At 66.1% G+C, this 23,080-nt stretch carries 24 protein-coding genes, 1 tRNA gene and 1 riboswitch; of the genes, 10 read left to right on the top strand and 15 right to left on the bottom strand.

The window, feature by feature from the left end; genetic code table 11:
• Positions 1–59: 59 nt before the first annotated feature.
• Genes H156_RS0102510 through H156_RS16615 form a run of 7 tightly spaced genes read right to left on the bottom strand, consistent with a single transcriptional unit; the run spans position 60 to position 5,714 of the window.
• Positions 60–1,343, bottom strand: a complete 1,284-nt coding sequence (locus H156_RS0102510) for a bifunctional cobalt-precorrin-7 (C(5))-methyltransferase/cobalt-precorrin-6B (C(15))-methyltransferase (protein WP_017365393.1) — start codon at positions 1,341–1,343, stop codon at positions 60–62.
• A gap of 33 nt (positions 1,344–1,376) precedes the next feature.
• Complete coding sequence (locus H156_RS0102505) at positions 1,377–2,522, bottom strand: cobalt-precorrin-5B (C(1))-methyltransferase (protein ID WP_017365394.1); 1,146 nt, start codon at positions 2,520–2,522, stop codon at positions 1,377–1,379.
• Positions 2,523–2,529: 7 nt separating this feature from the next.
• On the bottom strand, positions 2,530–3,189 hold the full coding sequence (locus H156_RS0102500; RefSeq protein ID WP_017365395.1) for a precorrin-8X methylmutase: 660 nt from the start codon (positions 3,187–3,189) through the stop codon (positions 2,530–2,532).
• The gene (locus H156_RS0102495; protein WP_017365396.1) at positions 3,186–4,037 is read right to left on the bottom strand and encodes a sirohydrochlorin chelatase; all 852 of its coding nucleotides are present in this window, start codon (positions 4,035–4,037) and stop codon (positions 3,186–3,188) included. The genes H156_RS0102500 and H156_RS0102495 overlap by 4 nt, the downstream gene beginning before the upstream one ends.
• Positions 4,034–4,831 (bottom strand): precorrin-4 C(11)-methyltransferase, encoded by a 798-nt coding sequence (gene cobM, locus H156_RS0102490; protein WP_238536860.1) that lies wholly within the window; start codon positions 4,829–4,831, stop codon positions 4,034–4,036. The genes H156_RS0102495 and cobM overlap by 4 nt, the downstream gene beginning before the upstream one ends.
• A gap of 20 nt (positions 4,832–4,851) precedes the next feature.
• Entirely contained in the window at positions 4,852–5,520 is a 669-nt protein-coding gene (locus H156_RS0102485) for a CbtA family protein (protein ID WP_428829180.1), read from the bottom strand.
• Positions 5,521–5,537: 17 nt separating this feature from the next.
• Positions 5,538–5,714 (bottom strand): CbtB domain-containing protein, encoded by a 177-nt coding sequence (locus H156_RS16615; protein ID WP_017365399.1) that lies wholly within the window; start codon positions 5,712–5,714, stop codon positions 5,538–5,540.
• Positions 5,715–5,830: 116 nt separating this feature from the next.
• Positions 5,831–6,063, bottom strand: a riboswitch (cobalamin riboswitch).
• Between the two features lie 155 nt (positions 6,064–6,218).
• On the opposite strand from H156_RS16615, the gene H156_RS0102475 reads away from it, so the two are divergent.
• The 3 genes from H156_RS0102475 (at position 6,219) to H156_RS0102465 (ending at position 10,392) form a co-directional block, all read left to right on the top strand.
• Positions 6,219–7,160: a GHMP family kinase ATP-binding protein gene (locus tag H156_RS0102475; RefSeq protein ID WP_238536861.1), complete on the top strand. Its 942-nt coding sequence runs from the start codon at positions 6,219–6,221 to the stop codon at positions 7,158–7,160.
• A gap of 1 nt (position 7,161) precedes the next feature.
• The gene (locus H156_RS0102470) at positions 7,162–8,679 is read left to right on the top strand and encodes a cobyric acid synthase (RefSeq protein ID WP_017365401.1); all 1,518 of its coding nucleotides are present in this window, start codon (positions 7,162–7,164) and stop codon (positions 8,677–8,679) included.
• 327 nt (positions 8,680–9,006) lie between these two features.
• Positions 9,007–10,392 (top strand): ribonuclease J, encoded by a 1,386-nt coding sequence (locus H156_RS0102465; protein WP_017365402.1) that lies wholly within the window; start codon positions 9,007–9,009, stop codon positions 10,390–10,392.
• A gap of 161 nt (positions 10,393–10,553) precedes the next feature.
• Here the strand turns inward: H156_RS0102465 and H156_RS0102460 are convergent, their stop codons facing one another.
• Positions 10,554–11,426 (bottom strand): hypothetical protein, encoded by an 873-nt coding sequence (locus tag H156_RS0102460; RefSeq protein WP_017365403.1) that lies wholly within the window; start codon positions 11,424–11,426, stop codon positions 10,554–10,556.
• A 199-nt stretch (positions 11,427–11,625) separates the two neighbouring features.
• On the opposite strand from H156_RS0102460, the gene H156_RS0102455 reads away from it, so the two are divergent.
• Both H156_RS0102455 and H156_RS17435 read left to right on the top strand, forming a co-directional pair.
• Complete coding sequence (locus H156_RS0102455; RefSeq protein WP_017365404.1) at positions 11,626–12,576, top strand: histidine decarboxylase, pyruvoyl type; 951 nt, start codon at positions 11,626–11,628, stop codon at positions 12,574–12,576.
• Between the two features lie 194 nt (positions 12,577–12,770).
• Entirely contained in the window at positions 12,771–12,917 is a 147-nt protein-coding gene (locus tag H156_RS17435) for a hypothetical protein (protein ID WP_187148233.1), read from the top strand.
• 155 nt (positions 12,918–13,072) lie between these two features.
• Here H156_RS17435 and H156_RS0102445 read toward each other — a convergent pair whose 3' ends face one another.
• From H156_RS0102445 to cmoA, 3 genes are all read right to left on the bottom strand, one after another.
• On the bottom strand, positions 13,073–13,489 hold the full coding sequence (locus tag H156_RS0102445) for a hypothetical protein (RefSeq protein ID WP_017365406.1): 417 nt from the start codon (positions 13,487–13,489) through the stop codon (positions 13,073–13,075).
• 345 nt (positions 13,490–13,834) lie between these two features.
• Positions 13,835–13,910 (bottom strand) — tRNA-Glu (locus tag H156_RS0102440).
• A 100-nt stretch (positions 13,911–14,010) separates the two neighbouring features.
• Positions 14,011–14,739: a carboxy-S-adenosyl-L-methionine synthase CmoA gene (gene cmoA, locus H156_RS0102435; protein WP_017365407.1), complete on the bottom strand. Its 729-nt coding sequence runs from the start codon at positions 14,737–14,739 to the stop codon at positions 14,011–14,013.
• A 73-nt stretch (positions 14,740–14,812) separates the two neighbouring features.
• Here cmoA and pcnB point away from each other — a divergent pair, with 73 nt between their 5' ends.
• From pcnB to panD, 5 genes are all read left to right on the top strand, one after another.
• Positions 14,813–16,225, top strand: coding sequence for a polynucleotide adenylyltransferase PcnB (pcnB, locus tag H156_RS0102430; RefSeq protein ID WP_017365408.1), 1,413 nt, complete (start codon positions 14,813–14,815; stop codon positions 16,223–16,225).
• A gap of 12 nt (positions 16,226–16,237) precedes the next feature.
• The gene (folK, locus tag H156_RS0102425) at positions 16,238–16,735 is read left to right on the top strand and encodes a 2-amino-4-hydroxy-6-hydroxymethyldihydropteridine diphosphokinase (protein WP_017365409.1); all 498 of its coding nucleotides are present in this window, start codon (positions 16,238–16,240) and stop codon (positions 16,733–16,735) included.
• Positions 16,728–17,537, top strand: a complete 810-nt coding sequence (gene panB / locus H156_RS0102420) for a 3-methyl-2-oxobutanoate hydroxymethyltransferase (RefSeq protein WP_017365410.1) — start codon at positions 16,728–16,730, stop codon at positions 17,535–17,537. The genes folK and panB overlap by 8 nt, the downstream gene beginning before the upstream one ends.
• Complete coding sequence (gene panC, locus H156_RS0102415; RefSeq protein WP_010961543.1) at positions 17,534–18,394, top strand: pantoate--beta-alanine ligase; 861 nt, start codon at positions 17,534–17,536, stop codon at positions 18,392–18,394. Before panB ends, panC begins: the two co-directional genes overlap by 4 nt.
• A gap of 100 nt (positions 18,395–18,494) precedes the next feature.
• Positions 18,495–18,875: an aspartate 1-decarboxylase gene (panD, locus tag H156_RS0102410; protein WP_010961544.1), complete on the top strand. Its 381-nt coding sequence runs from the start codon at positions 18,495–18,497 to the stop codon at positions 18,873–18,875.
• A 4-nt stretch (positions 18,876–18,879) separates the two neighbouring features.
• Here the strand turns inward: panD and folP are convergent, their stop codons facing one another.
• From folP to H156_RS0102390, 4 genes are all read right to left on the bottom strand, one after another.
• Positions 18,880–19,719: a dihydropteroate synthase gene (gene folP, locus H156_RS0102405; protein WP_026045957.1), complete on the bottom strand. Its 840-nt coding sequence runs from the start codon at positions 19,717–19,719 to the stop codon at positions 18,880–18,882.
• A gap of 97 nt (positions 19,720–19,816) precedes the next feature.
• On the bottom strand, positions 19,817–20,623 hold the full coding sequence (folE2, locus tag H156_RS0102400) for a GTP cyclohydrolase FolE2 (RefSeq protein ID WP_017365411.1): 807 nt from the start codon (positions 20,621–20,623) through the stop codon (positions 19,817–19,819).
• 57 nt (positions 20,624–20,680) lie between these two features.
• On the bottom strand, positions 20,681–22,399 hold the full coding sequence (locus tag H156_RS0102395; protein WP_017365412.1) for a formylmethanofuran dehydrogenase subunit A: 1,719 nt from the start codon (positions 22,397–22,399) through the stop codon (positions 20,681–20,683).
• A 15-nt stretch (positions 22,400–22,414) separates the two neighbouring features.
• Entirely contained in the window at positions 22,415–23,080 is a 666-nt protein-coding gene (locus H156_RS0102390; protein WP_238536863.1) for a DUF1826 domain-containing protein, read from the bottom strand.

Below are 23,080 nucleotides of genomic sequence, written 5' to 3'. Positions count from 1 at the left end.
CTCCGGGCGCCTTGCACTCGGACTGCTCGTGACGCTTCCCACACGCGCTCTTGTTGATTTCACTCATTGTTCTCTCGCTGGGCGCAAACGATCCAGACCGGGTTTTCCGCCTGCAGGCGGTGCATGTCCAGGATGGGACGGCTGCGCGCCGCCTGCAACTGGGTGACATCCCAGCTTGCCCCGGACGCCTTCAGGGCATCCGCCGCCGCCGCCAGGTTTTCCAGGGTGGCGAAGTTCATCACCAGCCAGCCGCCGGTGCGCAGCCGTCGCAGGCAGATCTGGATCAGCTCGCGCAGTTCGCCGCCGGAGCCGCCGATGAAGACGCCATGCGGATCGGGCCAGCCGTCCAGTTCCCGGGGAGCCTTGGCCTGGACCAGCGTGTAGTTGCTGACGCGGAGGCTCTCGCGGTTGCTCAGGGCGATGGCGAAGTCCTCCGCATTCTTCTCGATGGCGTAGACGTGGCCCAGGGGGCACAGGCGCGCCGCTTCCAGGCCGACCGCGCCGGAGCCCGCGCCGATGTCCCAGACGATGCTGTCCGGGCGTAGCGCCAGCCGGGCCAGGGACACGGCGCGCACCTCGCGCTTGGTGATGAGGCCCTTGTCCGGAGCGCGCTGCCGGAAACGGGTGTCGGGGAGGCCGAACAGCGCCTCCCGCTCGCAGGGCCGGCGGCGCAGCAGCACCACGTTGGGATCGGCGAAGCATTGGCCGGCGGCCTCGGCGATGCCCAGCCAGCCATGTATACGCTCGTCCGCCTGCAACAGCCGTTCCGCGATGGCCATCTCGAATTCCTCGTCCAGCCCTTCGGCCCGCAACATGCGGGCGATGCGGTCCGGGCCGTTTTCCGGACTGGTGAAGACGCCCATGAGATCGGCCTGCCGCAGCTTTTGCAGCAGCCCGTACAGGCCGTGCCCGGGGCCGGCGCCCGGTGTCCACTCGCCGGCATCGCGGCTGTGCACCGAGCCGATGGCCAGGTCCTGCCAGGGCAGCCCCAGCCGGGCGCAGGCGAGCTGGATCGTGGAGACGTTGGGGAGGATCTCCAAAGCCTCGCAGCCGAGCTTGTTGCACAGATAGGCGGCGATGCCGTGGCACAGCGGATCGCCGGTGGCCAGCACTGCGACCCGCTTTCCATTCCGGCGCGCCTCGGCGATCCAGTCCGGCACTTGCGCAAGGCGACCGCCCAGATCGCGGCATTCGGCGCCCTCGGCCAGGTGAGCTTCGAACAGGGCGAGGGTGCGTTCGGCGCCGATCACCAGATCGGCGGCGCGAAGGCTCGCCAGCGCCTGCGGCGTCAGTCCCTCGGCGCCGTTGTCCAGTGCGCCGATGATGCGGCAGGGTTCAGTCATGAGGAAGAAAAATCCATGTTAATTCCCTTCACCCTAATCCTCTCCCCGAGGGAGAGGCGATGATAAACGAAGTCCCGGAGAATCCTCCTCTGCCACTTCCGCCAGCTTGTTGGCCTCGAAATCGCACATCAGAATCCGCAGGGTGAATCGATCGGGGTAGCGTTCGCGCAGGGTGCGGATCGCCCGCCGCCCCAGTGCTTCGTAGAAGGCCGTGATCAGGCCCAGATCTTCCATGCGCTCGCTGGCGTAGCGGGCCATGGCGGAGCTCCGGATGTCCGCGCAGACTTCGGCGGGCGCGCCGACCTCGGCGGCGATGTCCGCCAGCAGGTCGGTGTCCACCGCGTTGCGGTTGGCGTGGGTGATGGTTTCGCCCTGGGCGATCTTGGTCAGCTTGCCCACCATGCCGCCGATCACCACATGGCGGAGGCCGCACCGCACGACGGTGTCCAGGGCGTACTTGAGGAAATCCCCCATCTGCACGAAGCAGACCGGCGGCAGTTGCGGCAGTTCGTTCATCACGAAGCGTTCGGTGCGCCCCCCCGTGGTGAGCACCACGACGTCCTGGCCCTGGTTGGCGGCGACCTCGATGGCCTGGATGACGCTGGCACGGAATGCCGCGGTGGAGTAAGGGTGGACGATGCCGGTGGTGCCCAGGATGGAGATGCCGCCGACGATGCCGAGGCGATAGTTCAGCGTGCGTTTCGCGATCTCCTCGCCGCCGGGCACGGAGATGACGACCTCCAGCCCGGCCCGCTCCAGCAGGTCCCCCGCCGCCTCGCGCACGTTGGCCTCGATGTTGCGGCGCGGCACCGGGTTGATGGCGGGTCCGCCGACCTCGAGGCCCAGACCTTGCCGGGTGATGGTGCCCACGCCCTCTCCGCCCTTCAGGACCACGGCGCCCACCGCCTCCGGAAGCAGGGCCACGTCGGCGGTGAGCCGCGCCTTGTCGGTCACGTCGGGGTCGTCGCCGGCGTCCTTGATCACCACGGCGTGGGCCGTCGCGCCCTCACAGCGGCCGTCGGTGACGGCGAACACGACGCGCTGGCCGTTGGGCAGCTCGCACTCCACCTGATCCGGCACCCTGCCCCGCACCAGCCCCAGGGTCGCCGCCCGCGCCGCGGCGGCAGAGCAGGCGCCGGTGGTATAGCCCGTGCGTGTGCCCTTGGGTTTCTTTTCCATCCGCCGGTCAGCTTGCCGCCTCGGCCAGGGCCAGCAACGCGTGGAGGGCCGCCACCACCAGGGTGGAACCGCCCTTGCGGCCCTCGGTGACGATCCAGGGCACCGAATCCAGCGCCGCGGTCTCGGCCTTGGACTCCGCCGCCGCGACGAAGCCCACCGGCATGCCGACGATCAGCGCCGGCCGGAGTCCCTCCTCGCGGATCGTGCGCACCACTTCCAGCAGGGCGGTGGGGGCGTTGCCGATGGCGACGATGCCGCCGTCCAGGAGGCCCGCCGACCGGGCCTTGCGCATGGCCTGCACGGCCCGCGTGGTGTTTTCCGCCCTGGCGCCGGCGATCACGTCCGGATCGGCGATGAACTGATGGACGCTCATGCCGAAATGGTCCAGGCGCGGTCTGGACAGCCCGACGCAGATCATCTCGACATCGGCGACGATGGGAGCGCCGCTGCGGATCGCCCGAATGCCCGCCGCGATGGCTTCCGGATGGAAGCGGGTCAGGCCGTTGAACTCGAAATCGGCGGTGGCGTGGATCATGCGCCGCACCACCTGCCATTGCTCGGGGCCGTAGGCATGGGCGCCGGCCTCGGCATCGACGATGGCGAAGGAATCGTGCTCGATGCGGCGCCCTGCTTCGGTGAGCTGTTCGGTGACGCTGTCGTTGCTCATGCTGCGTGATGATCGTGATGATGATGGCCGCCGCCGTGTTCGGCGGCGAATTCGCGGTACTTGCAGCCGTCGCATTCCATCATGGCCCGGGCTGCTCCGGTGGCCTCGGCGAGGCGCTGTTCCAGCAGGGCGTAGACTTCCTCCTCGAAGCCGAAATAATCGCCCAGCGCGAAATGGACGCGCGGATACTGCTGCTGCAACCGCGCCGCCTGGCGCTTGATGCGCTCGATGAGGATGCCGGTGAACAGGTAGTAGGGCAGGATCACGATCTGCCCCATGTCCAGCCGGACCTGCCGCTGTACGACCGATTCCAGCCGGGGATGGGTGATGCCGGTGAAGGCGATGTCCACCAGCGGGTGTTCCCCTTCCTCGAACAGCCAGCGCGCCATGCGCGCCACCTCGCCGTTCGCCACCCGGTCGGACGAACCGCGCCCCAAAAGCACGATGCCGGTGTTGCGGGGGTCCGGCATGTCCAGCCGGCTCATCGCCTTGCGCAGGTTGCGCTTGAGGATGGCGAGGATTTCCTCGCAGGCGCCGAGATGGCGGGCGTAGACGAATTCGACCTGCGGGTGGCGCAGGCGGGCGTGCTCGATGGCTTCGGGTATCTCCATCTTCACGTGGCCCGCGGCGTTGAGGATCAGCGGCGCCACGAGCACCCGGCCGCCGTGGCGGGCGGCGCGGTCCAGTCCCTCGTCCAGCAGCACGTCGGCGAATTCGATGAAGCAGACCTCGATGCGCCACCCGGGACGGCGCTCCCGCCACTTTTCGGCGAATTGCTCGATCTCCCGGTTGCCGGCGCTCTCCCGTGAGCCGTGTCCGACCAGTAAAACGGTATCCCGTGGATTCATGCGGTTCTGTCCGCCTTGCGGAAACGATGGGAAAAACCGGCGTCGTAGAGCCTGGAGCGCCGGATGTCCGGCCAGTGGCGCGCGCCGAGGGCGGGGCTCACGATGATCATGGCCTGGCTGGCGATGCGCTCGGCCTTGCAGCGCTCGCGGATGTCCGCCAGCGTGCCGCGCACGATCCTTTCCTCGCCCGGCCAGCTCGCCTTGTGGACCACCAGCACCGGCGCCTCGTCGGACCAGCCGGCATCGAGCAGGGCCTCCCGCACCTCGCGCAGCAGGGTGATCGAAAGGAACAGGCACAGGGTGCAACGGTGGCGGGCCAGCTCCCGCAGGGATTCGCCCTCGGGCATGGGGGTGCGTCCCTCGACGCGGGTGAGGATCACCGTCTGGGTGACTTCCGGCAGCGTCAGGCTTTCCACCGCCGCCGCGGCCGAGGCCATGGCCGAGGAGACGCCGGGCACCACGCCCACCTCGATGCCGGCCTCGTCCAGCGGGCGCACCATTTCGGTCAGCGCGCCGTAGAGCGAGGGATCGCCGGTTTGCAGGCGCACCACCACGGGGTGGCGCCGCGCCTCCCGGATCAGCCATCCGGCGATCTGCTCCAGCGTCATGTCCCTGGAATCCTCCACCACGCAGCCGGGTCTGGCCCAAGCCAAGGCGGCTTCCGACACCAGGGAACCGGCGTAGAGGATGGCTCCGGCGGATTCGACGAGCCGGCGCCCCTTGACCGTGATGAGGTCGGGATCGCCTGGCCCGGCGCCGACGAACCAGACTTTGCCACCTGCCAAGGTTTCCATGCTCACGGGAACCGGGGGAGTCATTCCGCTGGGCAGAAGCGCCGGAAGGCGACGGCGGAAACACCCCCCAGCATCCCCCAGAACATGGCATTGCTCAAAAGGGTCGCCAGCCTGAACTGGCCACGGAGCGTCTCCGGCGCGAGCCCCCCGCTCACCGGCGGATGAGGCGCGCCGACCAGGTGCGGCAAGGCCAGCAGCAGCACCCCCAGTAGCCGCAGCACACGACGCTCCTGGAGACCAAGCAAAGCCAGGCCGCCCGTGGTACAAAGGGCCGTTGCCAGCCACCAGGACTGCCGAGCGCCGAGTTCGGCGGCGAAATCGCCCGGCAATTCCGGCGGCAGCCCCAAGCCGGGGGCGGCGAAGAACACCACGAAACCGGCAAGCCCCCAGGCCAGGCCTTGCGTCATGCCCTTGGGCCGGCGCCACGCATACAACCCCGTCATCATCAGGCCATAGCCGATGCCCAGGAGACAATTCCCGGCGGCCGTGGCGAGCAAACGCGGCCAACCGGTTTCCGGCCGCCAGGCGTCGAGCGCTCCGTCAGGCGTTTCCGCCGGCGCCGGCATGCCGGCCGCGGCCGCCTCCTCGTAAACCTCCGCCTCGAGAATCAGAGGAGTCACCCAGAAGGCTTGCGCCAGGGTCAACACGGAGGCCGCCGACAGCCCCGCCAGCACGGCGGAAAAAGCCAAGGCGCGGAACATTCCGGTCAGTGGCAAGGAAAACCGGCGGAATGCCGGGTGTCGTGCGTCGCATCGTGCACGGCTGGCAAGGGTGAAAAACCGACCATGAGCACCAGCAGACCACCGAGCGCGAAGGCGGCGATCGCGGCGGCTCTGGCCCCGACATGGGCCGGCAAGGAATGAGATGATGTCTGTGCGTTCATGGAGGTTGACTTTCCGTCAATTCAAAGACGATTCGGACCCAACCGCTGGACGTGAACGCGCGCCGTTGGCAGCACCTGGGGTGCGGTGCCATGGAGCCGCGCCCGCCCGCCGCGGGTCAGCACCACTGCCACGGGCCGGTCTCCGGACTTGCGAGCGACACGGGCCGTGCCGGTCCATCGCCTTCCCGCAAGGGCCAACCCTCGCAGTGGCGTCGTGATGGGGTTTGACTCGCTTACCGTTGCGGGGGCAGCGCCGGCCTTGCCGGAGGCTCCCCTCCGCCGCACCGGCTTCCCGTTTAACCCGGACGCGGCGAATGCCGGCCGAGCACCCGAAAGCAGAGCGCACACTCTAAGAGATTTGTCCCATCCCGTCAAAATCCGCAGCTACCGCAGCCCACGAAGCGCAACCCCGGCTATGCAAGACCCGAGCGAATGGCGAAAATCCGTGCTTCCGGTTTGAAACAGCCTTTCGCGTCACCTTGCCCCAGCGAACGCATCCGACAAATGCCCTACTTGCTTTCCATGGGCCGGGGGGAATCCCACGGACACCACGGAGAAATCCTGCAGGGTGCGATCCCTTCGGCGGTCGGCACCCCGAGACCCATCCTGGTCACGCTGCCCTGCCTGCACTACCGGGTCACCGTCTGCTTTTTTCCGGCCGCCGGAAACCGGTTGCAAACGATTCCCGCTGCCCGTCCCAAGGCGGCACGAGCGGCGTTGCTGACACTGTCCTGCCTTGGAGTCTCCGGTGTTGGCGGTCTGCTGTTCCTGAACGGCAACATCCCCCCCGGTCAGGGACTCGGCTCTTCCAGTGCCGACGTCACGGCGACGATTCGGGCAGTCGCCGATGCCTGCGGACAGACCTTGGCGCCTGAACGGATCGCGCGCCTGGCCGTCGCAGCCGAGACGGCCTCGGACCCGCTGATGTTCGACGGCCCCGCCCTGGTTTTCGCGCAGCGCGAGGGGTTCGTCGTGGAACGATTCGACAACCCGCTGCCTCCCATGGAACTGCTGAGCGTCCAGGATCCCGCCAACGGCAGCGGAGTCGATACACTGAGCGGTACCCCGCGCCGTTACGAACGGCGGGAAATGGCCCGGTGCCAAGCTCTGCTGGAGACATTGCGGGCCGGCATTGCAAGGGGCGATGCCGGCCTGGTGGGGGCCGTGGCGACGGCCAGCGCACGCCTCAACCAGCGGTTCGTCCGGAAACCCCGCCTCGATGAGCTCGAAGCCGTCGGCAGACATCATGGCGCACTCGGTGTCCAGGTGGCCCACAGCGGCACGGTCATGGGCCTGTTGTTCCGGCCGGGAGACCGGGATGCGATCGGGGCGGCGAGACGGCAGCTGGCCGCGCGAGGATGGAAGTCCGGCCTCCCCGATCTCCCGACCTCTGCGCCAGCCATCGCGCAGGATGTCGAGGACAGCGCCAGTAACGCGAGCCGCTGACATGTCCCACCGTCTCCCCCAGGGTGCAACACTGATGATTCAGGGCACGACGTCCGATGCCGGCAAGAGCACGCTGGTGACCGGTTTGTGCCGGGCCCTGCATCGCCGCGGTTTCCGCGTCGCGCCCTTCAAGCCACAGAACATGGCGCTCAACAGCGCCGTCACGCCGCAAGGAGGGGAGATAGGGCGGGCCCAGGCAGTCCAGGCGCAGGCCTGCGGGCTGCCGCCACACACCGACATGAATCCGGTCCTGCTCAAACCGTACGCCGATCAAGGCTCGCAGGTGATCATCCAGGGCCATGCCGTGGGCAACATGGATGCCCGCCGTTACCATGAATTCAAGCCCAAGGCTCTTTCCGCGGTGCTGGAATCCTATGCCCGGCTCGCCCACCAATTTCAGGCGGTCATCGTCGAAGGTGCAGGCAGCCCGGCGGAAATCAACCTGCGGACGGGCGACATCGCCAACATGGGCTTCGCCGAGGCGGTGGACTGCCCGGTGCTTCTCGTCGCCGACATCGATCGCGGCGGTGTGTTCGCCCACCTCGTCGGTACGCTCGAGCTCCTTTCGGCCAGCGAACGCGAACGCACCCGAGGCTTCGTCATCAACCGGTTCCGCGGCGACATGGACCTGTTGCGGCCGGGCATCGAGTGGCTGCAACGGCGCACCGGCAAGCCGGTGGTGGGGGTTCTGCCCCACCTGGACGGCCTCTACCTCGATGCGGAAGACGCCGTGGTGACGAAGTCGCGGCCCGCCGCGCCCGGCCAGGACACACGCTTGAAGGTCATTGCCCCGAGACTGCCCCGTATCAGCAACCACACAGACTTCGACGCCTTGCGCTTGCATCCGCAGGTCGATTTCCGCTTCATCGGTACGGGCGCGTCCCCCCCGCCCGCCGATCTCATCATCCTTCCCGGAAGCAAGAGCGTCCGCGCGGATCTCGCCTGGCTGCGCGAGGGAGGGTGGGAAGGCGCCATCCGGCGGCATCTGCGCTATGGCGGGAAACTGCTGGGCCTGTGCGGAGGGTTCCAGATGCTGGGCCAGGCAATCCACGATCCCGCGGGACTCGAAGGTCCGCCCGGCTCCAGCCCCGGCCTGGGACTCCTGGATTTCGAAACGACGCTCGAAGTGGAAAAGCAGCTGCGGACCGTCTCCGGCATCTTGGTCTTGGAGGGCGCCACGGTCAGCGGCTACGAAATCCATGCCGGCGTCAGTAGTGGCCCGGCCCTGGAGCGGCCCGCCTGTCGGCTGGAACGAGGCGCCGAGGGGGCTCTGTCCGACGACGGCCAGATCCTGGGCACCTATGTGCACGGCCTGTTCGACGAACCCGAGGCCCTCACCGCCCTGCTCCGCTGGGCCGGCCTGCCGCAACCTCGGGTGTTCGACGTGAGTTTGGAACGCGAACGCGGGATCGAGCGGGTCGCCGCCGCCGTCGAAGCCGAACTGAACATGGAACTGATCATGGACCTGCTGTCGGGCAGCGGCCGCGGAGAGGGCCACGCGCCCGCCGCCAGGGGTTGATCCCCGCCTCATGACCGGCAGACGAACGCCCGCCGGTCAGCCGTGACCCGAAAGGCATGGAGCGGTTCCGAAAGCCGCAATGTTCCTGCGGTGGCGAAGCCAGGCGAGAGCGAATCTTCCCGGCCCGCCATCGTCGCATGCTGCGGCGCCGGTTACGGCGCGCTAGAATGATCCGGTATGTGCCCGTGAGCCTGTTCAGTCGGCGGGCCGCGCTTGCCGGGCGGTAGACGGCGGAATGGAGCCGCCGGCGCCCCCTGGCCGTATCGTGTTCAAGCAGTCCGCGCCCCGGCGGATTTTCCAAAAATATAGAGCGGCTTTGAGTATCTCATGATCCCCGCCCGCGGCGAGTGCCTCTTCCTGCCCCTGGGCGGAACCGGCGAAATCGGCATGAACCTGACGCTGTACGGCCATGACGGCGCCTGGATCGCGGTGGACATGGGCATCACCTTCGGCGGCGACGATTTCCCGGACCATGCCGTGATGATGCCCGACCCGGCGTTCATCGCGGCCCGCCGCGAACGTCTCGCAGGCATCGTCCTGACCCACGGCCATGAAGACCACGTGGGTGCCCTGCCCTACCTCTGGAAACGGCTGCGCTGTCCGGTCTATGCGACTCCCTTCACTGCGGCGTTGGCGCGAACCAAGCTCGCGCGCGCCGGAATCGACGACGCGCCGCTCGTCGAAGTCTCCCCCGGAGAACGGTTCCGGATCGGACCGTTCGCGGTCGAATACATCGTCATGACGCATTCCATCCCGGAACCCAATACGCTGCTGATCGGCACACCCGTCGGCGCCGTCCTGCATACCGGCGACTGGAAACTGGACGACCGCCCCGTGGTGGGACGCGGCTACGACCACTCCCGGCTTTCCGCCCTTCGGCGCGAACCGTTGTTGGCAATGGTCTGCGATTCCACCAACGCCATGGTCCCCGGCCGCACCGGCTTCGAGGGCGACTTGTACGAACCGCTGCTGGCGTTGGGAGCGGAGGCGGCGGGACGCATCGTCGTGACGGCCTTCGCCAGCAACATCGCGCGCCTCGTCACCCTGGCGCGGGTCGCCCGGACCTTGGGCCGGCGCTTCGGCGTGGCAGGCCCGGCGATGGAACACATGGTGGCCGTCGCCCGCGCTACCGGCCACTGGCCGGACGATCTGCCCGAACTCGTGGAAGCCCGCCACATCGGGCATCTGCCCCGCAGCGAGGTCTTCGCTGCCTGCACCGGCAGCCAGGGCGAACCCCGGTCGGCATTGGCACGGCTCGCCCAGGACCTGCATCGCGACCTGTCGCTGGACGCCGGCGATACCGTCGTCTTCTCGTCACGGGTGATACCCGGCAACGAGCACGCGGTTGCACGGATTCATCAGCGCCTGCGTGAAACCGGTGTCCACCTGGTGACCGACGCCGACGCGAGGGTGCATGTATCCGGCCATCCCGCCCAAGAAGACCTGCGCCAGCTCTATGAGTGGGTCCAGCCGCCGGCCGTGATTCCGGTGCACGGGACGCCGAGGCATCTCGCCGCCAATGCGGAACTGGCCGCCGCCTGCCACGTTCCGCATGCCTGCGTCGTCCAGAACGGCGACATCTGCCGCTTGAGCCGGGCGGGCATACAGAAACTCGACGGGATCGAAACCGGGCGGCTCTTCGTCCAGCCCGACGGCCGGCTGGCTCCGGTGCCCAAGGACATCCTGCGGGAGATGCGCACAAAGGTGCACTGATCAGCCAGGTGCCGGACACAGGGGGCGGAGGCGCCGGCGATGAGGCTGGAAGGCTTTGCATGACCGCGGACCTGGTTGCGTTGGATCAGGAACGTCACGGACGCCGTCCCTGTCGTCAAGGACTGCGGCGTGTACCTCCCTGCCGCCGTATGCCAGGCGCCCTATGTTCCCGGGCTCGACCAGCGTTCCGACCGGAAGACTCTGGCGATCGCCGCGGCGCGGGCCTCCTGCAACTCCTCCGCGCCCGGGGAGCCGTGGGTCTGCTCGACACCGGCGCAGGCACTCAAAGCGGTGCGCAGCAGAGCAGCCTTGGGATATTCTCCGGCGGCATGTCCTCGGTAGGCGCGGTAGTCGCAGGCGCAGAGCATCAGCAGTTGGCCGAAGCGATCCGGACGGTCGAACGCCCCGACCCGCTCCAGCATTGCGGCGATGGGCCCCGCACGCACTTCCGTGACCCGGTGCACCCGCTCGCATTCGCTCAGTGCCAACAACGCGAGTTCACGGCACGCTTCAGGCACGCCGAAACGTTGGCACAGCGCATCGATGCGCGGGCGTCCCCGCTCGACGTGGCGGTAGTGAACCGGCAGGTGCTCGGGCGGTGAGTCCGACTTGCCGACGTGCATCACCAGCGCGGCGAACCGGACCGGCAGCGGCGCGTTGCAGCGGGCCGCTTCGTCCAGGACGCGCAGCAGGTGTTGGCCGATATCGACCTGGGGCGGATCGTCCGCTATCTGCGGGACGCCGAACAGGGCCGCCACCTCCGGCAACACCCGCCCCAACGCGCCACAGCCGGAAAGCGCGACCAACATGTTCGAAGGTCTTTGCCCCATCAGGCCACGGGCCAGCTCACGCCATGCTGCGGCTGAAAGTTCATCGTCAATCCGGCCGGCCGGCATCCGCTCGAACATGAGATCCAGCGTGGCGTCGTCCGGCGGCCCGTCCGAGCCCGCCGACAATGCCGCCAGCCGCAGGACGCCGAGTAGCGGATCGGTTTCCACGAGATCCGCGGGCAGGAAAGTATTTTCGGAAGCCATAGCGGGTGGGTGTGTATCGCCAATGGCGTCAGCGTGAAGCCAAGACCGGCGGGCGTCAACCGAAAAAGGCTCCGGTTCGGTAAACTCACTGCAACTTCGTGGACAATTCCACCACCGCCGGCTCAGAGGGGGACTCAAAGTGGATACAGATCTTGCAAATCCGGCTCGAACCGTCCCTTACGCGAAGACGGCCCTCGCAGTGCTTCTGGCCGTCCTGGACGGACTGACGCCGGTCTTCTCCGGCGTTCCGGCACGAAACGATCCCCCGGCGGGGCTTCCTCGAGTGCCGCCGGCTTTGTCACTCCCGGAGGTCGTCAAAGGCGCGGTTGGTCCCTTCCCCGCCCATTCCGACGGCTACGGCAATCCCGGCGCCAGCGGCCTGGGGTATATCGCATTGATCACTCTGCACACCGGCCAGACACGAAGAGAACTGGCCATAACCGGACAAACCGGGGAAGGTCTGGACGGAACCTTGGCTTTCGATCGCGCGGAAGCGAACGGGGCTTACCTGGGACAAATCAACCTCATCGTGGCCTCGTCCTTCGTCGGCGTCAATGGAGCCATCTGGGGATATGACGTTGCCAAGGCAGCGGAGATCGGCGAACGCAAACTGTTCGAGATTGGGGAGTCCAAGACGGGCGGCACCCCTGTCTACCCCGCCGATCCGCTTCTGGACGCGGCAGCGCGTCTCCTGGGCACCCGCGATGCCCCGCGTTTTCCTTTGCTCCCCGGTGCTCAGGTCATCGCCGCCCACAAGGAGATCACGGCACCGGGCCCGGCAACGGTCTGGTGCGGCGTCGCCATAGCCATCGCCGCGCATCGCGCTACCGACGCAAGCGCGATCATGGAGCTGTGCGGCAAACATCGAGGCCGATCCGGCCGAAACCCGCCAGGGGAACACTACTTTCGCCTGATACGCCGGAATCTCGCAAAGAGCGTGCTGCGCGTCGGAGCGAATCAGGGCGTGAGGTACCGGGAAATTTTCGTGGTGGTGAAACATGAGTTCGTCCCCCCGGGCTCCATCGGTCACGCCATGGCCACAGCTCCTTACATCGTTCTCGCGAACAACGCGGTTCCGCCTGGAGGCCCCGAAAAACTCCTGGAAATGGGCATTTACGATTGGGAGCGGACGGTTCAAGAGCGCCCGTGAACGGAGCGTCCAGAGGCCGGTTTTCACCGGCCGGCCGCCACCCTTGAAGCTCGGAAACCCGCTGGCGGCTCACCGGCGGCTTCCTTGCCGTACATTCACGACGTCAACCCTCATGTTCGAAGGGCATAGGCACCACGAGGACAGCGTCGGTCACCGCGGCGATCCCGGTCCCGGCGACGTGCAGAGGATGCCCCATGAACGCGGTGATGCCGAAGTTTCGGTCCGTACCGTCCGCTCTGGACACCACCGGCTTCGACAAGCCGGAATTTCCGATCGAGCCGGACCTTCTCCTGATCGCCATACGGGCGACATCATCCCGTAAATCTTTCCCTACACACTGAAGCCCGCCACGTTCGGACCAGACCAAAAACGGGCTACGGCGTGACACCCCCCCTGGTTCACGCCGGCGTGGCAATCTTGCCGGGATGGGCGGGAATTTCCAGAGTCCCGCAGTGGCTTCGTGCGACTGCGGGCTTCTTTTGGCGGTTCTGGATTCCTACTGCTGTGGCTGCGCTTGCTGCTGTTGCATCTGCTTTGCGCGTAACGCTCCGCCCAGCAACATCGCGGCTCCCCGTCGCTTCTCCGTCTGCTGGATATTTTCCTGGACGTCATCGTATGCCCGTGCCCGCTGACCATGGACCTGCGACCCCGTCAGCTGACGCTGATAAGTCTTTTCCGCCGAATATTGTTGACGGCTTTGCTGGTTCGCATTCCGGTTCTGTTGCGCAGACTCCTGCATGCCTTGGAGGTTCTGCTGTCGGGATTGCTGCATCTGCTCCGCGCTCTGCTGGCGTTCCTGTTGCGCCGCCCGTGAGGACTGCTGCACTGCACCCCCAAACCCCCGAGCGTGAACCACAATGCCAAACAGCACGCCGGCCAAACCCAAAATCGCGCCCGAATATCTGTGATTCATGATTCCTCCTGCGTCTGTGGATGGCATAGGAAATGGGCTTTTCACCATTGGCGACCGGCCCGCATGGATTCTATCAACAGGTGGCGCGGCCGGGAGCAGCTCCGGGTTCGTCGACCGCCAGACCCCGGAACGTCCGACGTTCTGGACCCGGGGACCTTCGCCCGTTCAAGAACTCGTTTTCCGTTTCGAGCAGGACAGAAGCTCGACGGCAACGCCGGGCCGACACCGGTCACCCGGAGATCACGACATTGGCCAACATGGAAATGGAAGGAGGATGTCGGCCAAAAAGCCCGGAACGCATCCGTCATGGACGGGCGGCCTCGGCACTTCAGCCCGGTGAAGTCATGGCGTCCCCAGGGGGATTCGAACCCCCGTCGCCGCCGTGAGAGGGCGGTGTCCTGGGCCTCTAGACGATGGGGACAGATCGAAAACCGGCAGTCCCGGAAGCTTCCGGATACCGCTCAACCGTCTTGGAAGAGGGGCACATGATACTACATGACTGCGCACATCTCCAGATGCCCTCACTTGACGGCCACTATGCCGACGAAGTTGTACCACTTGAAGAACACGTCGACGTAGCGGAAGCCGGCCGATTCGAGCATCTCGAGGTTCTCCGCCAGCTTGTACGGTACCAGGACGTTTTCCAGGGCTTCGCGCTTCTGGGCAATCTCCAGTTCGGTGTAGCCGTTGCGCTTCTTGAATTCGTAGTAGTACTTGATGAAGGAGCGATTGAAGAGGGAGCTCTCGCCGAGCACTTTCTCCACCAGAACCAGCGCGCCATTTTCCTCCAGCCCGTCGTGGATGGCCCTGACCAGCCTGTCGCGGTAGAGCGGGCGGACGAACTGCAAGGTCAGTATCATCAAGGCCAGCGAGGCGTTCTCCATGACGACCCCCTGATTCAGGTCGGCACGGGTCAGCTCGACGGCGTTGGCGAAGGCGTGCCCTGCCATCTTGGCGCGGCATTTCGCCAGCATTTCCTGGGAGTTGTCGACCCCCACCAGTGTCAGTCCACGCGGCCCGATAGCCTGGTCCAGGCCGATCAAGGTGGTGCCCGTGGAGCAGCCGAAATCGTAGATGCGGGTGTGCGGCATGGCGAAGTCGCCGGCCATTTCGGCGATCATGCGCTGCAGTTCGGCATAGAAGGGCACCGAGCGCTCCAACATGTCATCGAACACGGTCGCAACGCTCTCACCGAATCCGAAGTCGTCGAGGAATGACTGTGACTGTCTGTAAATTTCGTCTCTGGACATCGAGTTATGAATTTCGACGATGGATACGAGCGCCGCAAGGGGCGCTCGATTGAGCCGGTCTTGGAGCTGGGTTATGATTTCCGTACAACTTCCTATAACCAAACAACCAACAAATCCTCTGGAAATCTTCGCCTTCATCAAACGGCTGATCGGTGCGTTGCGTCCCGCCGCTGCGGCAGCGCCGGATCCCGTTTCCGCCGGTCCGCGGATTTATTCCCGCTCCGAACATTCGATCTCGCGCGCGCTGATCAGCGACAATGCGCTGAAGGTGCTCTATCGACTGCGTAAAGCGGGTTATCAGGCCTACCTGGTCGGCGGCTGCGTGCGGGACCTGCTGCTGGGGCGGGAACCGAAAGATTTCGACGTGGTCACCGATGCCCACCCCGAGGAAATCAAAGCCGTTTTCCGGAACTGCAGGTTGATCGGCCGCCGCTTCCGCCTCGCCCATGTACACTTCGGCGAGGAGATCATCGAGGTCGCCACCTTCCGCGCATTGACCCGCGAGCCGCACGACGAGCATGTTACCGAAGGCGGACGCATTCTGCGCGACAACGTCTACGGCACCATCGAGGAAGACGCCTTCCGGCGCGATTTCACGGTCAATGCGCTGTATTACAACATCAGCGACTTCTCGGTCATCGATTACGTGGGAGGAATGGACGACCACCGCAACGCGTCGCTGCGACTCATCGGTGATCCCGAACAGCGTTACCGGGAAGACCCGGTGCGGATGCTGCGGGCGATCCGGTTTGCGGTGAAGCTCGGCTTCACCTTGCATCCGAGCTGCGCCGAACCGATTCACCGCCTGGCCGACCTGCTGCGGGACATTCCGGCGGCCCGCCTCTACGACGAGATCGTCAAGTTGTTCCTGGCAGGTTACGCGGTACAGACCTTCGAACAGCTTCGCCATTTCCGGCTGTTCGGTTCGCTTTTCCCTGAAACGGAAAACTGCCTGGCCCGCGAAAATGGCGGGTTCCCGTTGATTTTCCTGGCCAAGGCGCTGGAACGCACCGACCAGCGCGTGCAGGAAGACAAAGCCGTCGCACCCTATTTCCTGTTCTCCGCCTTGCTGTGGGAGCCGGTCCGCAGCCGGGCCGAAGCCCGGATCGCCGAGGGCGAGAACCCCATCGTGGCTTATCAGGAGGCCGCATCGAAGGTCATCTCCCGCCAGATCCGACACACCGCCTTCCCGAAGACGATCGGGCTCCCGATGCGGGAAATCTGGCTGCTGCAGTCCCGTTTCGACAAGACGCAAGGGGGGCGTCCCTTCCGCCTCCTGAGCCATCCGCGTTTCCGTGCCGCCTATGATTTCCTCGTCCTGCGGGCGGAGACCGGCGAAGCCGAACCGGAGCTGGCGGAATGGTGGACTCGGTTCCAGTCTGCCGATGAAGCCGAGCAGAAGGCCATGACCCGCACCGGCCGCAGGTCCGGCGGAAAATCCAGGCCCCGGAAACGGCGCGGACGCCCTCCGGTAGCGGCGGCCTGATCCTTTCCCGGAATGAGCGGCGAAAGCAAGGCCTACATCGGTCTCGGCGGCAATCTCGGCAATGCGGCCGAAACCGTGCGGACAGCCCGGCGGGCCATCGGTGCCGTCCCCGGCGTGCGGGAACTCGCCTTTTCCAGCCTTTACCGCAGTGCTCCGATGGGGCCGAGCGGCCAGCCGGATTACGTCAATGCCGTCATGGCCGTCGCCACCTCCCTGGCACCGCAGGCGCTGCTCCACGCCCTGCAACGGATCGAGCGGATCCACGGCCGGGTACGGACCGGCGAACGCTGGGGGCCCCGGACACTCGACCTCGACCTGCTGCTCTACGACGATCTCGTACTCGACACGGAGACCCTGAGGCTGCCGCATCCTGGCATCGCCGAACGGGAATTTGTGCTGTATCCGCTGGCGGAAATCGCGCCCGACCTCGACATTCCCGACCGGGGCCCCTTGCGAGAACTGGTCCGGAACTGCCCCTTGCGGGGCCTTTCGGTCATCGCCCATGACTGATCCGGTGACTCTGCCCGACCTGCTCGCCATGAAGCGGCGCGGCGAAAAAATCGCCTGCCTCACTGCCTACGACGCATCGTCCGCAGCCTTGCAGGACGAAGCCGGCATCGAGGTCATCCTGGTGGGCGATTCGCTCGGCAACGTCATCCAGGGCCAGCCCACCACCTTGAGTGTCACGCTCGACCACATGGTGTACCACACCGCCTGCGTGCAGCGAGCCGCGCGCCGTGCACTGGTACTGGCCGACCTCCCTTTCCTGAGCTATTGCACTCCGGAACAGGCGGTCCGCAGCGCCGCCCGGCTGATCCGCGACGGCGGGGCGCAGGTGGTCAAGTTGGAAGGCGGGCGGGAACGGCTCGACGTGGTCCGGTTCCTGACGGAACAGAATGTCCCGGTATGCGGCCATCTGGGCCTGCAGCCGCAAGCCATCCACCGGCTGGGCCGTTACGCGCTGCAGGGTCGCGACGCCGAATCGGCATGCCGCATGGTCGAAGATGCCCGCCAGTTGGCCGAGGCCGGCGCAATGCTCCTGGTGCTCGAATGCATCCCCTGGGAGCTGGCGCAGGAAATCACCGGCGCGGTCGACATCCCCACCATTGGCATCGGCGCCGGGCGGCATTGCGACGGCCAGGTCTTGGTCTGGCAGGACATGCTGGGCATGAGCGCACGACTCCCGCGTTTCTGCAAAGACTTCCTCGCCGGCAATGCAGGGGTTCGTGAGGCCGTCTCGGCCTACGTGCGCGAGGTCAAGGCCGGCATCTTCCCGGGCGACAGGCACAGTTTCGGCCGCGACGGTCCATGAAAATCGTCTCCACCAAAACGGAGCTGGAAGCGGTCCTGGCGCCCTGGCGGGCGGCAGACGACAGCATCGCGTTCGTACCTACGATGGGCAACCTGCACGCCGGCCATCTGCATCTGGTCGACACGGCGAAGACCAAGGCCCGGCGGGTCGTGGTCAGCATCTTCGTCAACCCGACCCAGTTCGGACCCGACGAAGATCTGGCCGCCTATCCCCGCACGCCCGAACAGGACATCGAACGACTGCGCGCCCATCAGGCCGACCTGCTGTATCTGCCCGACGCCGCCGACGTCTACCCCGATGACGGCCAGCCGGCCACCTTTGTCGAAGTACCCGGCCTGTCGGAACAGCTCTGCGGAAAATTCCGGCCCGGCCATTTCCGCGGCGTCGCTACCGTGGTCTGCAAGCTGTTGAACCGGGTCCGGCCGGACCTCGCCTTGTTCGGCGAAAAGGACTTTCAGCAACTGACCGTCATCCGCAAGATGGTGCGCGACCTCGACATGGCCGTGACGATCATGGGTGTCCCGACGGTCCGCGAGCCCAGCGGCCTCGCCATGAGCTCCCGCAACGCCTATCTCAGCCCGGAGCAGAAGGAACGCGCCTCCCTCATCTTCCGCACCCTGAACCAGGCCGCCGAAGCCGTGCGCGCGGGAGAACGGGACTATGCCCGCATCGAGCAAGAAGCCAGCGCGACACTCGAAGCCGGTGGTTTTTCGGTCGATTATGTCAGCATCCGGCGACAGCAGGACCTCGCCGCGCCTTCGGCAGACGACAGCGCACTCGTGATCCTGGCCGCGGCGCATCTGGGCAGGGCACGATTGATCGACAACGTCCTGATTTCCCTCGACACAACCCGTTGACGAAATGGATTGTTTCCGATTCGCCACAGTCGCCGGATTGCTACGCTCCGGCCCATCCGGCATAATCCCACGCCCTGATCAGACCTGACAGGTACGCTCAATGCAAACCACGATGTTGAAAGCCAAGTTGCACCGAGCGCGTGTGACCCATTCGGAGCTCGAATACGAAGGCTCCTGCGCCATCGACGGCTCACTGCTCGACTGTGCCGGCATTCGCGAATACGAGCAAATCCAGATCTACAACGTCAACAACGGGGAACGCTTTACCACCTATGCCATCCGCGCCGCCGACGGATCCGGCACCATCTCAGTCAACGGCGCAGCCGCCCGCCTCGCCGCCGTGGGCGATATCGTCATCATCTGCGCCTACGTCGGTTTGAACCAGGCCGAACTGGCCGCCTACCGGCCGAACCTCGTCTACGTCGACGAAAACAACCAAATCACCCGGACCAGCCACGCCATCCCGGTTCAGGCGGCCTGAAGACCTAAAGCCGCGCTCGGCGGATCGCCTCCGCGACATCCGCCGCCTGCCGATTCTCCTTCACGTCGTGAACCCGGAACACCCGCACGCCGGCTGATACACCCAGCGCAGTCGTCGCCACCGTCGCCGGCACCAGCGCCGCCGGCTCGGTTTCGCCGCAGACCGCCCCCATGAAGCGCTTCCGGCTGGTGCCCAGCAGCACCGGATACCCCGTTGCGACGAAGCGGTCCAGGTGGGCCATCAGCTTCAGATTGTCGTCCCGCCGCTTGCCGAAGCCGATGCCCGGATCGAGCAGGATGGAGTCGTGCGGAACGCCGGCGCGCCCGGCTGCCTCCGCCCGCTCCAGCAGGAACGCCAGCACTTCGGCAACCACGTCTTCGTAATGCGGTCGCTCCTGCATGGTCAAAGGCGTACCCTGCATGTGCATCAGCACGACCGGCGCGCGCTCGGCCGCCGCCAGCGGCAGCATCGCGGAATCATCCCGCCCCGCGGACACGTCGTTGATCAGATCGGCACCGGCCCTCAGGGCCGCGCGGGCCACTTCCCCCTGTGTCGTATCGACGCTGATCGCCACCCGTCCGGGGAGCAGCCCCCGCAGGCGTTCGATGACCGGCACCACACGAGCCAGTTGGACCGCGGCCTCGACCGGCTCCGCTCCCGGCCGGGTCGACTCTCCCCCCACGTCGATCACGTCGGCGCCCTCTCCCGCCATGAACACGCCGCGGCGGACGGCCTGCTCGACATCGTCATACAGGCCGCCGTCGGAGAAACTGTCGGGGGTGACGTTGAGGATGCCCATGATCAGCGGGCGATCCTGGGCGAGCAAGGCGAGCAATCGGTTCATGGAACGGTCCGGGCGATTTCGGGCCTGCCATTCTATTCGATCGCGTCGGCTCCCGTCCCAGGGAATCCAAGGCCGCCAGCGGCAGAAGGCCGAGGTCTCAAGCGTCCGCCGTCCGCTTGTCGCGCTCGATCAGCGCGTAGGCCGAATGGTTGTGGATGGACTCGAAATTTTCCACCTCGACCGCATATGCCGCGATGCGCGGTTCGGTGTCCAGGCGGGCGGCCACGCCGCGTACCAGATCCTCCACGAAGCGGGGATGGTCATAGGCGTATTCGGTGACGTACTTTTCGTCGGGACGTTTCAGGAGGCCGTAAATCGGTGAGGAGGCCTCTGCCTCCACCCACTCGATCAGCTCTTCGATCCACACGAAATCACGCATGCGCACGGCGGTCTTGACATGAGAGCGCTGGTTGTGAGCGCCGCGTTCGGAAATCGCCTTGGAACAAGGGCACAGGCTGGTGACCGGCACGGTCACACCAAGCCATGTCGTCGTTGCGGCGACGGAAACTTCGCCGATCAAGGCGACCTCGTAATCCATGAGACTCCGGACACCTGTCACCGGCGCGCGTTTTTCCAGAAAATAGGGAAAACGCATTTCGATGCGACCCGCCTCGGCGTTCAGGCGCTGCATCATTTCCGCCAGCATCGCCTCGAAGGAGACGATGTCGATCTCGCAGTCGTGGCCATTGATGATCTCCACGAAGCGCGACATATGGGTTCCCTTGAAATGGTGCGGCAGACTCACTGCCATGTCGAAACGGGCGACGGTGTGCTGTTCGCCCAGACTTCGATCCCGGACCCTCACCGGATGGCGAATGCCCTTGATCCCGACCCTGTCGATGTCTATCCGGCGCAGGTCCGCTCGGCCTTGCACGTCGTCGATGGCCAGACCTTCTTCCTCCATGCCTCGTCCCCGATCGCTTCGAAATCCCGGAGGGCCCACGCCGTACGCCACCGGCTCTCATGCCGCCCGAATCGAGCGGAAACGCTCGGCATCTTCGCGTTCGAAAGCCACGCCGCCCACGGTGAAATGGTCCAGCGACAGGCTGTAGAAGCGATCGAAATAGGCCTTGACGTCGCGCTCGATGCGCCTGTCGTAGCAAGGCTCGATGGTCAGCGCCGAACCCGCCGGGCGATCGACTACGGCGCCCTCGCGAACCACGAGTCTTCCGCCTTTCCATACCCATGCCGCATCGGCGAACATCGCCCGCCTGTCCGCCTGGGGCCGGTAGACCGCGACATCGGCAATGGCTCCGGGACACAGGTGGCCACGGTCTTCCAAACCCAGAAGACGCGCCGCCGCCGCCCGCGTCATGACCGCAATGTCATGGAGGGAAAACTCCCGGCGCAGGTGGGGCAAAAGCGTCAAGGCCAGCGCCTCCTGATCGAGCCGGGCCATGACCGATGCACGATAGTCGGCGTCCATCAGCAAGCGGATCAGTTCCGGATAGGCGGTGAAAGGCGCGCCGTTGGGATGATCGGTGGTGAAAAACAGGCGCCAGGGGTCTTCCGCCAGCAGGAAAATCTCGAGACCGACGGCCCACTGCAGGGTGTTGACGAAACTCCGCTCCCGGTAACGGTAAGGCACCACCCCACCGGCGCCGTCACACTCGGCCTCCCACACCGCCCATTTGCCGGGGCTGGCGTCGCCGTGGCGGTCGTACTGCGCGATCACGTCGCCGGAAACGGTCACCGTCTGCCCGAACAGCACCTGACCCACATCCATGGTGATGTTGGGGTGGCGGTGGAAGGCCTCCATCAGACGCGCCGCGCCCGACGAAAAACCCTTGGCGCCCTCCTTGCCGTAACCGTAGAACTGGACGTGCGCCAGATGCATGGGCAGGCCCTGCGCAGCCTCCATGGTGGCGACGGCGGTTTCCACGTTGCCCGGCACACCCAGATTGTTGCAGTGGACGTGCACGGGATGCGGGATGCCCAGCTCGCACACGGCCCGCTGCAGCGTTTGCAGGATCTGGCGGGAGCTGACACCGTAGTACGGCACCACATCGTCCAGATCGAACTGGCGCACGTTCCATTTGAAGGCCGCGGCCCCGCCGGCGTTGATCACCTTGAGTCCCAGGCAGCGGGTAGCGCGCAGCGTCCATGCCACGTAGTCGTTGACCTGCGCCTGGCCGGCCTTGCCGCGCAGCAATCCCAGCAGAAAATCGTCGCTGCCCAGGATGGCCAGGCCCGCCGTATCGACGATGGGGATGTCGGCCATCTGCAGATGGGCGTCCAGGGCGTTGGCCGGCAGCACCGCCGGCTCGACCACGGTGGTATACCCCATCCGGGCGTAACGGTGGCCGATGTCGGCGCTCGACCATTCGGCCGTACGGCCAAGTCCGGCGGGAGCCAACGGGGACCGCAAAGCAGGCCCCGAAGGGGCGAATCCCATGGATGGCGTGAGCCCCGGAGGATTTAGCCACCGCGCCATCGAGTTCCGATGCTGCTCCGGCAGAAGCACCCTCGCCGTGTTCACGTTGCCGCCGGCGATATGGCTGTGGATGTCGATCGCTCCGGCCATGAGGATATGGCCCGAAAGGTCGTGCACCTCGTCGATGGCGGCATCGGGCCCTGGATCGGCGGCGACGCGCCCATCCCGGAAATACAGATCACGGATCTCCCCCGCCCAACCCTGCACCGGGTCGTAGACGGACGCGCCTGCAAGTTTGGTCAGCACGCTGCAACCCTCCCGCTATAGGACCAGGTCCAGGGTCAACAGCAGACGGCGCGGCTGTTCGGACGTTGGCCTGGGAGAGCGGTGCACGACGCCGGGATAGTCCCTCCCCGCCCAGGTGGCGCCCTTCATCAGGGCGACGGCATGGGCAGGCATGGCGCGCACGCCGCCGAGAATCAGCCCGGAATCCTCGTCGGCCAGACCTTTCGAACCGGCCAGCCCCAGCTTGCTGCGGTCGACCTCGTCGTCCGCCAGCCACTCGGTCCCCAACCCGCCGTAGGTACACACCAGCCGGCAGGGTACGAAATCGACATGGAAGCGCGGGCACATGGCCTGGTTCAGCGTGCGCAGACGCAGCCCAACCGAGCCGGTTTCGAACAGGTCGCAGAAGGCGGCGGTCAGCCGGGCGACGTCCCGCCACCATGGATCATGGCCCTCCAGCTCCCGGTATTCGGGCAGCAGCGAGGAAAAATCGAAATGCTCGACGGACAGCGTCTGCGACGATTCGATTGCGTCCCCGCGCTTCAGCAGTTCACCCACGAAGCGCCGGATCGCGGGCTCGGGCTCGCGCCGGATCAGGCAGAGATTGACGTCATCCTGATAGATGCATGCCAGATCGGCGAACTCGTCGGAGATGACGGCGGTCCGGACCGCTGGAGTCTCACGCGGGGGGGCGGCGTTCAT

It is taken from the genome of Methylococcus capsulatus str. Texas = ATCC 19069 (assembly GCF_000424685.1).
Classification (GTDB): Bacteria; Pseudomonadota; Gammaproteobacteria; order Methylococcales; family Methylococcaceae; genus Methylococcus; species Methylococcus capsulatus.
Note: the sequence above shows the minus strand (reverse complement) of the source record. Positions and strands in the feature narration are given on the sequence as shown.